Source organism: Microcystis sp. M165S2, from assembly GCF_020245885.1.
In the GTDB taxonomy this organism is placed as follows: domain Bacteria; phylum Cyanobacteriota; class Cyanobacteriia; order Cyanobacteriales; family Microcystaceae; genus Microcystis.
This window is the reverse complement of the sequence record NZ_JADBTZ010000010.1, coordinates 1-11343: the sequence shown is the minus strand read 5'-3', so window position 1 is coordinate 11343 and position 11343 is coordinate 1. Positions and strand designations below refer to the sequence as shown.

Sequence of the window (11343 nt, the reverse complement as noted above, 5' to 3'; positions counted from 1 at the left end):
CATAGAGAAAGTCTAATTCTTCTTGCTTTTCGTACCAAGCTTGTGTTCGTTCGTGGAGAGCTTTATTGTAAACTAATCTTACACAGCCCAAAGTGTGCCGCAATAGCGACTCTTGTTCTGGTGTGGGGTAAAATCGAAACGAATAGGCTTTTTCCATGTCTCACATTCTGGCATATATTTGGTAAATGCGCTAGTATTTAACGGTAAAGCCGTCGTAGAACGACGGGGTTTCAGACCCAAAATTTTCGATGACATCCTGTGCAGAAGCGACTTTTTTCTTGAGAAATTGCCCTAATGTCAAAATGGATGGAGACGGTGATGGAGTTCCCTGTGAAAGTCAATGGTGTGGTCAAAAATCCTCAGAAAAATGTTTGAAAAGTTCTCAAAATAACTAATTTGGTTTCCTCACCCCAATTCTCTCATTTAAAGAATCGGGGAAAAAACAATCAAGAAGCGGTAATCACGGGAGAATTAAGATATTGATAATTCCAGTCCGATTGTTGCCAAACGCGACCATCAAGGGCAATTTGTTCGATTAAACTAGCTAATCGTAAAGCTTTTAAAGCTTGTTCCCCACCGACGGAAGGTTGGTTCCCACCGCGCACACAATGAACAAAATGTTCTAATTCCGCGTGTAGAGGTTCAATATTGCTAGTATAAACCTTTTCAATTAAACCATCTTGACGGTAGAGAACTTGACCGTAATCAGTGCTATAGTTAGCGGTGGTTTGCCGGTGAATGAGGATTTCATTGTTGAGAAAATCCGCTTCCGTGAGAGAATTTTTACAGTGGGCTGCTAAACGGCGAATCTTGCGATGAGTCACCTTACTAGCGGTTAAATTAGCCACCACTCCATTACTAAAACCAAGGGTGGCAGTGACATAATCGAGATAACCGGAATCAGTGGCAGCGCGACTACCACTAGCGGTTAATTTCACCACAGGAGCGGCGACTAATTCTAAAATTAAATCTATATCATGGATCATTAAATCTAACACCACCGAGACATCATTAGCTCGCTGGGAATAGGGACTCATGCGATGGGATTCAATCGCTAGAATCTCCTCGGTTTTCAAGACCTTCGATAACTCTTGGAAAGCGGGATTAAAACGCTCGATATGACCCACTTGCAGAATACAATCGTGATCGGCTGCCGCATTGACTAAAGATTCCGCTTCACTAATACTAGCGGCGATCGGTTTCTCGATCAAGGTATGTACTCCCCCTTGCAGACAGTCCATCCCGACTCGATGGTGTAACCGCGTGGGGACAGCGATACAAACCGCATCTACCCTAGGTAAGAGATCTAAATAATTTTCAAAAAAACGGACTCGGTATTTACTGGCAGTTTCCAGTCCCTTTTCGACGTTGACATCGGCCACCCCGACGAATTCCACGTCTTTTAATAAACTCAGGATGCGACTATGGTGTTGTCCCATGTTACCGACCCCGATAACCCCGACTTTAATCGGTTTGAGTTGATTTCTGTTACCCGGAAAGTTTGCTGGTTGATTGGACATGAATTTTAGACTCCTGTGTTCACACTCCTCACACCACTTGATTAAATTAATCAAGCTGATTTTGTCGATTAATTACCAAGATGGTATCATGGTTATCCAGATTCTGACACGATGTCGGTGTCAATGGCAGTTCTGAGAAGATTTTCTGATTTCACCTGCGGGTTTTCACTCCTAAATGCTTATCAAAACATCGTCCCTTAGTAGCGAGGACTACATTCAGCTAAATTTTAACTATGGACAATGCAACAGATTTTAACTCCTTACGGGGATTAAGTGTTTTTTTGCTAGGAATGATGGGGGCCGGCAAATCCACCCTGGGAGAGTTGCTTTCCCGACGGTTACAATATCGTTTTTTTGATACAGATATATTAATAGAAAGGGTCGCGGGAAAGAAAATCAGGGAAATTTTTGCCGACGAGGGAGAAGCGACTTTTCGGGAGTTAGAAACCCAAGTTTTGGCCGAATTATCCTCTCTGACTAAAACTGTGATTGCCACCGGGGGAGGGATGGTTTTAAAACCGATAAATTGGAGTTATCTTCGTCACGGTTTAATGATTTGGTTAGATGTTCCTCTCGAAGTCTTGGTTAAACGTTTAAAACAAGATACCTCTCGTCCCTTGCTTAAGTCCACTGATTTAGAAAGTAACCTGGAATTATTATTAGAACAAAGACGAGGACTTTATGCAGAAGCAGATCTTCGGATTGTTGTTTCTGACCTAGATACACCTACTGATATCGTTGAGAAAATTTTAACAGCAATACCGACGGTGATTAAAGATTTTCATCCAGAAAGGGATCATAACTAATGACAGCAGCTTCAATTTTTGATTTACCTGAACTAATTCCTGACCGAGAAATTCTGGAAATTTTGGCCCAAAGTCAGGCTATTCGTCTGGAAAGAATTATTTCCACTGGTCAAACCACTCCCATCGGTCAATGGTACGATCAATCTGACTTTGAATGGGTGATTTTATTACAGGGTTTTGCCGAGATTAGTTATGAGGATGGCAGCCGAGTTAATCTGCAAGCAGGGGATTATCTACTGATTCCTCCTCACCAAAAACATCGCGTCGAATTGACTAGCAATAATCCCCCTTGTATTTGGTTAGCTGTCTATTATCGCTAGTAAAATATAGTTTCTAACTATTGCCAGCGATCGAATAAATCGGTTAAAACGATATTAGAAAACAAAAAACCTTCGGGGTCGCTTAATCTTACACTGCTATCCCCCTCAATTATTACTAGATTACGCTGTTTATGCGGCTCTAAGACCTCTAAAATTGCTTTTTTGATTTCCGAACCAAAATTAGCTTCAATGGCCGGTAAACTCACCCCTGACCCTAACCTTAACCCTAGCATTAAGGTTTCGAGAAGATCATCAATCAAACTATTTTTCTCCACGTCAATCTGACAGCCTTCTTTTACCCAAGCGAAATAGTCGCGACTTTTGCGCGGACGGGTAAAACGTTGTTGATGGAGATAACTAGCAGCCCCCATACCAAAGCCGTAATAGGGACGATTTTCCCAGTAAACTCGATTATGTCGGCATTGATAACCCGGTTTAGCATAGTTAGAAATCTCGTAATGTTGATAACCGGCTAAAGCTAGTTTTTCACCGGCTAAAACATACATTTTCGCCGTGGTTTCATCATCGGGTAAGGGTTTTTTTCCCGGTTGATACTGTTTACCGAAAGGAGTAACCGCTTCTAAGACCAAATCGTAACAGGAAAGATGGGCCGGTTGCAGTTCGATCGCTTTTTCTAGGGAATTTTCCCAATCTGTGAGGGTTTGTTGTGGCAATCCCGAAATCAAATCCAAACTATAGTTAACTATTCCCAATCCCTGAATTAATTCCACTGCCTGATAGATATCCTTAACGGTATGCGATCGACCAGAAACCTGTAATAATGGTTCTTGAAAAGCCTGTACTCCTAAACTTACCCGATTGACTCCCGCGCTAAGATAACCCTGTAATTGTTCTAAACTAAAGGTAGCCGGATCGATCTCCATAGAAATCTCTATATCGGCTGCAAAATCAAACTTTTTGGCTAAAGTATCCAGAATTGCCCCTAATAATTCCACCGGTAACAGGGAAGGAGTCCCCCCCCCAAAAAAAATTGTTTCTAGGGGTTTCCCGGTCCCCTGACTAAGGCTAATTTCTTCTTGTAATATTTCCCCATACTCCACCACAGGGGGAAAAGTCGCCGGATTGGTGCGATTACCGACGACAAAAATCGGGAAATCACAGTAAAAACAGCGCCGACGACAAAAGGGAATATGAATATAAACCGAGGTTACGGGGTGAAAATAGGACATTACAGCAGTTATCAGTGAACAGTGAACAGTAATCAGTGAACTCATACAGCCTTTCTCGTCAAGGTGAGGTACAGACTAACCCTTGCTAATCAAGTATTTTAGATGCAAGAACGAACCTCATCTATCTGAGAAACGCTGTAACTCGCATCCGATGACTGATAACTAATAACTGATAACCGATTCAAGGCTGACGACCGACGGCTGTAATTTCGTTTATCTTCGTTAAGATGTATTATGGCTGGGGAGAACATCTCCTAGAATGAAAGCAACTTTCCCGACACAAATTAGGAGAAGCCCACAGATATAATATAAAAGCATCCATACTCATTATTTTATCTACCATCATTCCCCCCTATCCTCTCTGGTATTATCCCTATGCTTGATGCCGTCATAATTTTATTATTCGTCTTCGCTATTGCCAGTATTGGTTATAGTGGTGTGGACTTGCTGCCGGTTACTGTCCAGTCGCAAATCAGCAATATTGAAGCTTTACGCTGGTTATCGGCGGGTTTTGCCTCAATTATTGGTTTAGCTCTTGGTTTAGTTGCCCAAACTACCTATCGTCGTCTAGAAACCCAAGTACGACAAACTCCGATCGAAGTTATTTTAACCCGTTCGGTCGGTCTAGTTATCGGTTTGTTGATTGCTAATCTGATCCTAGCTCCGATTTTCTTCCTACCGATTCCTAGAGAATTCTCGTTTATTAAGCCGATAATCGCCATTTTAGGCAGTATTATGTTTTCCTATCTCGGGGTTAGTTTAGCTGATACCCACGGTCGCACTTTTTTGCGTCTGATTAACCCGAATAGTATGGAATCAATTTTAGTGGCAGAAGGAACCCTGCAAGCGGCCGCCACCAAAGTTGTTGACACCAGTTGTATTATTGATGGTCGTATCGAACAATTGTTAGACACAGGATTTATTGAGGGACAGATACTCATTCCCCAATTTATCCTTCAGGAATTGCAACAGTTAGCGGATGGCAGTAACGACCAAAAACGAGTTAGAGGAAGACGAGGATTAGACATCTTAAACCGGATGCAAGAAGAATTTCCCGATCGCATTATCATTCATCCGGCCGATTATGACGATATTAGCACCGTAGATGCTAAATTAGTCCATCTTGCCCAAGAAATTAACGCCACCTTGCTCACTAACGATTATAATCTCAGTAAAGTGGCCAATCTGCAAAAAGTCACCATCTTGAATGTCAACGATCTCGCCCAAGCAGTACGCCCGATCTACTTGCCTGGGGATACTTTGGACCTAAAAATTCTCAAAGCAGGAAAAGAACCCACCCAAGGCATCGGTTATCTAGAAGATGGCACGATGGTAGTGGTAGAAGAAGGAAAAGATTATCTAGGGGGAGAATTGCGGGTAGTGGTGACATCTGCATTGCAAACCTCTGCTGGACGGATGATTTTTGCGAAACCCCAAAATTCCCTGATTGCTTGAAGGGAATAAAAGCCAAAAAAGCCTCAAATACAGGGCCAGAGGGGATTGTATTTGAGGAATTTCATTTTTTAAGGGAAGTTAAGTCACCAATCGAACTATCTAGCCAATTGATACCTAATTAAGCTGGTTTATTGATTACAGCCATGGACTGACGAGCAAAACCGAAATAACTATCCCAGAATTGTTTCTGACTATCGAGGGCAACTTTGGTGGCGGTTTCTTGGGCGGTTAGGTAGGATTTCACCCATTCTTGTTGATATTCGAGGGATTTAACCAAAGTTTCTGGAAACTCAAACACTGGTGTAGTCGTGGGAACACCATTACCCCAAGCGGACAGAAGCAGTTTCTGCCATTCGGCTAGGTATTTTTGGTATTCTTCAAGATAATTGGTGTTCATAGAAGTCAAACCGCTAACTAACCCATCTGGAAGGAGATGGCGAGAAAGTGGGGCGGTGTTGCCACCTTCTCGAAAGCAAAACCGGTGCCGAGATAGAATACAATATTCCATCCCTTCCTTAATTATAACCTGAGTTTGCGATCAGCCCAAATCTTCATGCGATCGCCGTCAGCCCAGCCTATTTTTTTGGTGACTCGGAACTGACGCTAAAATAATCCTACTCTAGCCATTTTCTCCCAACTATGATCGATCGCCCTATTCATGTAATTGGTGGAGGATTAGCGGGGACTGAGGCGGCGTGGCAGATAGCCCAAGCAGGTATTCCCGTGATCCTGCACGAAATGCGCCCAATTCGCTCTAGTCCCGCCCACCATAGCCAATTTTTAGCCGAATTAGTCTGTAGTAACTCCTTTGGTGCCATGGCGGTGGATCGCGCCACCGGGTTACTCCATGAAGAATTACGACGCTTAAATTCTCTAGTTATTGCCCAGGCCGATCAGCACAGTGTCCCCGCAGGAGGGGCTTTAGCGGTCGATCGAGGGGTCTTTAGTCGAAATTTGACGGAAATGCTGGCTAACCACCCTCTAATCACCTTAAAACGTCAGGAGATCACTGAAATTCCCCGGGATGGTATCGTCGTTTTAACCACTGGACCGTTAACCAGTGCTGCTTTAGCCGCAGATCTGCAAAATTTCACCGGACTGGACTATCTGAGCTTTTTTGATGCCGCTAGTCCGATTATTCTAGGGGAATCGATCGATCGATCGATCGCTTTTCTGGCCTCCCGTTACGATAAAGGTGAGGCCGCCTATCTCAATTGTCCCATGGATCGGGAACAATACCTGCATTTCTGGCAAGAACTAAAACAGGCAGAACAGGCAGAATTAAAGGATTTTGAGCGAGAAAATGCCAAATTTTTCGAGGCTTGCCTACCAATCGAAGAATTAGCCTGTCGGGGAGAAGATACCATGCGTTTTGGTCCCCTGAAACCGGTGGGATTAGCGGATCCCAGATATCCGGATCAACGTCCCTACGCAGTTATACAGTTGCGAATGGAAGATAAAGCGGGGCAATTATGGAATATGGTGGGATTTCAAACTAATTTAAAATGGGGTGAACAAACACGAGTTTTCCGCCTGATTCCGGGGTTAGAAAAGGCCGAATTTGTCCGCATGGGGGTGATGCACAAAAACACCTTTATCAATTCTCCCCAGTTATTATCCTCCAGTCTCCAGTTTAAATCGCGACCGACGCTATTAGCGGCAGGACAGTTAATCGGGACGGAAGGCTATACGGCTGCGGCTGCTGGGGGATGGTTAGCGGGAACTAATGCCGCTCGTTTAGTTTTAGGATTAGAAACGGTGACATTGCCGACCACAACGATGATGGGGTCATTATTTGAGTTTATCAGCAGTGCCGAACCGAAACATTTTCAACCGATGCCGCCAAATTTTGGCATTTTGCCGAATTTTAGCCAAAAAATCCGCAATAAACGGGAACGTTACGGTCAATATGCCGATCGCTCTTTGCAGGATTTAGAAGCATGGTGGAATCAGCTAAAAACTCCCTGTCTCGTCTAACTGTCAATCGCTAAATCGATCGCCCATAATAGAGAAGGAACCTATTTCTTTCTCTATCGCTATGCCAAACCCCGATTTTTTCCCTCCCCAATCCTACAGTCAAGAGGATGTGCAGGAAATTCTCTATTTGGCTATCTCCCGTCAAGGGGATAAGGGAGAAATTACCCGTCAACAGTTGTTAGAAATTGCCGACGATTTAGCTATTGAAGTTAAAGACTTAGAAGCAGCGGAAAAGGACTGGCAAGAGTCAAAAATGCTCAGTTATAAGCGGCAGGAATTCGATCGCTTTCGTCGCGAGGAGCTAAAACATAAAACCGTTCGCTATCTGATTATTAATAGTTTTTTTCTTACCATTAATTTAATTAGTGCGGGAACAATTTCTTGGGCAATTTATATCTTTTTGCTGATGGGTTTACCTCTTTCTCTCTCGGCTTGGAAAACTTTTCAAAATCAAGGAATTGCTTATGAAGAAGCCTTTAAACGCTGGAAAATTAAAGAGGAAATGAAAGAATCTTTTAGCAATCTTTGGACTCAAATTAAAAAGTTTTTACAGTTTTAATATTGTTGAAAAAGGAAGATTTTTAAAGGGAAAACTATCTTCTAAAATCGGGCGTTACTTTCAATTTTTTCCCTCAATTCAAGTCTTTGGGGGGTAGAACCCCCCAAACCCCGGAGCGCATTAGTTTTTCGGTGGGATGCTTATACCATTTTTCTTTATTCGTAGCAGGTATCTTACTCCCCTCTCCCAGAAAGGGAGAGGGGTTGGGGGTGAGGGCAATTAACCATCTCTGCCATTACTTTTGAAAAATGGTATTACACGCGGTTGTTCATATATTTGTCCCAGTTTAAGGGTTACTGATAATTGTTGATTGTCGGTGTTTCTGCAAATGTGAGATGCAGCCTTTTCGTGAACCACGGAGAGACAAAGGAGACAAAAAGGAGACAAAGTTGAGCTTTGCACGACTACTTACTGTCATCAAAAATATCTAACTGCTGGAGAGATGGGGAATTATCTGACTTAACCGGTTTAATTTTCTTAATTCCCTGACGCAAACCGATAGCAATTTTACTATGTTTTTCGATTTGACCCATCACCTGCATGGCACGATCGATCACAGAAGCTGGTAAACCGGCTAATCTCCCCGCTTCGATACCGTAGGATTTATCCGCGCCTCCCGGTCGTACTTGGTGCAAAAATACTATCTCATGGGGTAATTCCTTGACCGTTACCTGATAATTAGCCACATTCTCTAAGATTGAGGCTAATTCGTTCAGTTCGTGGTAGTGGGTGGCGAAAATCGTCCGCGATTGCAGTACCGTGGCTAAATACTCCGCCACAGACCAAGCTATGGATAAACCGTCAAAAGTGGCTGTCCCCCGGCCAATTTCGTCTAATAATACTAATGATCTCTCCGTGGCGTGATTGAGAATATTGGCAGTTTCGTTCATTTCCACCATAAAGGTGGATTGGCCGGTAGCGAGGTCATCTACAGCCCCCACCCGGGTGAAAATGCGATCGCAGATGGAGATTTTGGCCGACTTTGCCGGGACAAAACTACCAGTTTGGGCCAACAATTGAATTAATCCCACCTGTCGCAGATAACAACTTTTGCCACTAGCATTGGGACCGGTGAGAATAATCAAGTCGGGGTATTCTAAACCCTCCTGATTGCCCAAATTAATCGAATTCGGCACAAAAAAGCCGGCCCCAAGCGATTGTTCCACCACGGGATGACGACCATCCTTAATATCGATAAGACGACCATCCGCGATTTCTGGGCGACAATATCCCTGGTAAACGGCGATTTCTGCCAATCCGGCCAACACATCCAAAGCGGCGACTTTTGTGGCTACTTCCCGGATTTCTGGGGAAAATTCGGACACTTGACGGCGTAAATCGCTAAAAATCTCGTATTCTAACTTATTTAATTCATCTACTGCCGTCAGAATTATATTTTCTTTCTCCTTTAACTCGGTGGTGATATAACGTTCCTCATTGACTAAAGTTTGCTTACGCACATAATCTTTTGGGGCGAAATCGGCTTTACTGCGGGGTAAACTGATATAATAACCGAAAGTTTTGTTATAATTAACCTTAAGATTACTAATACCCGTTCTTTCTTTTTCTGTCGTCTCTAGATTCTTAAACCAATCGATTACTTCCTGATAGTCGCGCCGCAGGGCATCCAATTGGGCATCAATTCCCTCGCGAATCACCCCCCCTTCCTTCAGATGCAGCGGAGGAGATTCCACCAGATGCGCGATTACCTGCTGGCCTAATTTTTCTAAATCGGCGGGAATTTGCTGTAAAGCTTTCAAATAAGGCGAATTTCCTAAGGCGACCAAAGCCGCTAAATCGGCTAATTTGACTAAAGATGCCGCTAGGGAAAGTAAATCGCGCGCATTAGCTGTTCCTGCGCCAACACGACCGCTTAAACGTTCTATATCGTAGATTTCCCTTAATTTTTGCCGAATATCTTGGCGCAATGAGGGATTATCCTTTAACTCTTGGATAGTATCTTGACGGGCGCGAATACCACGAGAATCTAAGAGAGGTTGCAGTAACCAACGACGTAAAGCGCGACTACCCATGGCCGTACAAGTGCGATCGATCGCCCATAATAGAGAACCATAGAAGCTACCATCGCGCACCGTTTGGGTAATTTCAAGGTTGCGACGGGTTTGCCCATCTAAAATCAAAAATTCCGAGATAGAGTAGGTTTTTAAAGGTTGTAGGGGGACTTGATTGGCTTTTTGGGTATCTTCAATGTATTCTAATAGGCCTCCGGCAGCGCGAATAGCAAGGGGTAAATGTTCGCAGCCCATCCCCTCTAGGGAACGCATTTTATAGGTGATTAGGAGACGATTTTTCGCTTCTGTGAGAGTAAAGATAGTTTGGGGACGGAGAGAATAACAAAAACTATCGGGTAAACAGGGGGGGAGATGGTCAGATTTTTCCCCTGGGCGCAAAATACGGTTTAAATCGGGGGCATTGATGGGAAAAAGGATTTCCGAGGGCTGTAAACGGGTTAATTCTAGGCTTAAAGCCGTTAAATCGCTGGCTTGGGTGGTGTAGAATTCTCCGGTGGAGATATCTGCATAGGCTAATCCCCAATTTTCTCCGGTAATCACCACTGCGGCCAGAAAATTATTCTTTTTTGCGTTTAACATTCCCTCATCGGTGAGGGTTCCGGGGGTGAGCAGTTTGGTGATAGCGCGTTCTACTAGCCGTTTTTCGGCGGCTGCTTCCGTCGAATCCTCTACTTGGTCACAAATCGCCACCGCATAGCCTTTTTCCACCAATAAACGACTATAGCGCTCTAGGGCGTGGTGGGGAACCCCGGTCATCGCGACTCTCCCAATACCTTTACCCCCTTCCTTGCTGGTGAGAACTAATTCTAATTCTCTGGAGATAATCACCGCATCCTGAAAGAAACACTCGAAAAAATCGCCCACACGATAGAGTAAAAGGGCATTGGGATAGGTTTCTTTTACCTCCACATAATGCTGATACATGGGGGTGAGTTTACTGCGATCGAGTCCGCGATAATCACGATGGGGATCTTTATTGGTAGCCGGTGGTTCTAGGGGAAAATCCGAGGGGAGAGTCATGGGTCAAAGAAAGCTGGACAATGTTTTAATCAACTGTTCCCCACCGCTTGGCTGAGTGGGAAGTTTCTGACGCTTCTTCGTCGATGGCGGTTGCCTCATACTTCCGCACGAGGAGAACCACTTAATGGTTCCCCTTCCTGTACCTTCCCCACTCCCCTAGGCTGAGAGTGGGGACTGACGCAGGTTCGTTCAATCAAAAATTGAACGGACAAAAATGTTGACATCCTCGCCGCCGTAAAACGGACGGCGATTCCTCACCACGCCACTTTTTTAGGGTGGTCGCTGAACGGGGTTGACGCTTCACAGGAAGGATACTGCTACTTTAGCGGTAGTCTTATGCCTTCCTCCACGTCCATTTTGAGTGTCCGAATGCCCTCCGGCCACTTTGAACAAGTCGAAAAAATCTCATGTTCAACCTTATTTCCTAGAAAGTTTTACTCGTTCAAGGCCGAATTTGAAGTCT

Annotated in this window: 10 protein-coding genes and 2 pseudogenes; 7 read left to right on the top strand and 5 right to left on the bottom strand. The window is 44.1% G+C overall.

Annotated elements, in window-relative coordinates:
* A partial coding sequence (locus IM479_RS00500) for a helix-turn-helix domain-containing protein (protein ID WP_287699008.1) occupies positions 1-157 on the bottom strand: 157 nt, incomplete at its 3' end.
* Positions 158-248: 91 nt separating this feature from the next.
* Here IM479_RS00500 and IM479_RS00495 point away from each other — a divergent pair.
* Positions 249-395: pseudogene (locus IM479_RS00495) on the top strand (excalibur calcium-binding domain-containing protein); the annotation flags it as partial.
* Between the two features lie 51 nt (positions 396-446).
* Here IM479_RS00495 and IM479_RS00490 read toward each other — a convergent pair.
* A complete protein-coding gene (locus IM479_RS00490; protein WP_151695534.1) occupies positions 447-1520 on the bottom strand; it encodes a Gfo/Idh/MocA family protein in 1074 nt (357 codons plus the stop codon).
* Between the two features lie 233 nt (positions 1521-1753).
* On the opposite strand from IM479_RS00490, the gene IM479_RS00485 reads away from it, so the two are divergent.
* The gene (locus IM479_RS00485; RefSeq protein ID WP_287684713.1) at positions 1754-2326 is read left to right on the top strand and encodes a shikimate kinase; all 573 of its coding nucleotides are present in this window, start codon (positions 1754-1756) and stop codon (positions 2324-2326) included.
* Entirely contained in the window at positions 2326-2646 is a 321-nt protein-coding gene (locus tag IM479_RS00480) for a cupin domain-containing protein (RefSeq protein WP_271974590.1), read from the top strand. Before IM479_RS00485 ends, IM479_RS00480 begins: the two co-directional genes overlap by 1 nt.
* A gap of 17 nt (positions 2647-2663) precedes the next feature.
* Here the strand turns inward: IM479_RS00480 and hemW are convergent, their stop codons facing one another.
* Positions 2664-3836 (bottom strand): radical SAM family heme chaperone HemW, encoded by a 1173-nt coding sequence (gene hemW, locus IM479_RS00475; RefSeq protein WP_287684712.1) that lies wholly within the window; start codon positions 3834-3836, stop codon positions 2664-2666.
* A 375-nt stretch (positions 3837-4211) separates the two neighbouring features.
* On the opposite strand from hemW, the gene IM479_RS00470 reads away from it, so the two are divergent.
* Positions 4212-5291, top strand: a complete 1080-nt coding sequence (locus IM479_RS00470) for a PIN/TRAM domain-containing protein (protein ID WP_287675571.1) — start codon at positions 4212-4214, stop codon at positions 5289-5291.
* A gap of 118 nt (positions 5292-5409) precedes the next feature.
* Here IM479_RS00470 and IM479_RS00465 read toward each other — a convergent pair whose 3' ends face one another.
* Positions 5410-5688: a hypothetical protein gene (locus IM479_RS00465; RefSeq protein WP_043995783.1), complete on the bottom strand. Its 279-nt coding sequence runs from the start codon at positions 5686-5688 to the stop codon at positions 5410-5412.
* 242 nt (positions 5689-5930) lie between these two features.
* Here IM479_RS00465 and trmFO point away from each other — a divergent pair, with 242 nt between their 5' ends.
* From trmFO to IM479_RS22935, 3 genes and pseudogenes are all read left to right on the top strand, one after another.
* The gene (gene trmFO / locus IM479_RS00460) at positions 5931-7268 is read left to right on the top strand and encodes an FADH(2)-oxidizing methylenetetrahydrofolate--tRNA-(uracil(54)-C(5))-methyltransferase TrmFO (RefSeq protein WP_287684711.1); all 1338 of its coding nucleotides are present in this window, start codon (positions 5931-5933) and stop codon (positions 7266-7268) included.
* Positions 7269-7329: 61 nt separating this feature from the next.
* The gene (locus tag IM479_RS00455) at positions 7330-7827 is read left to right on the top strand and encodes a 2TM domain-containing protein (protein WP_286825985.1); all 498 of its coding nucleotides are present in this window, start codon (positions 7330-7332) and stop codon (positions 7825-7827) included.
* 32 nt (positions 7828-7859) lie between these two features.
* Positions 7860-8072: pseudogene (locus IM479_RS22935) on the top strand (hypothetical protein); the annotation flags it as partial.
* A gap of 159 nt (positions 8073-8231) precedes the next feature.
* Here IM479_RS22935 and mutS read toward each other — a convergent pair.
* Entirely contained in the window at positions 8232-10880 is a 2649-nt protein-coding gene (mutS, locus tag IM479_RS00450) for a DNA mismatch repair protein MutS (RefSeq protein ID WP_286825984.1), read from the bottom strand.
* Between the last annotated feature and the right edge of the window lie 463 nt (positions 10881-11343).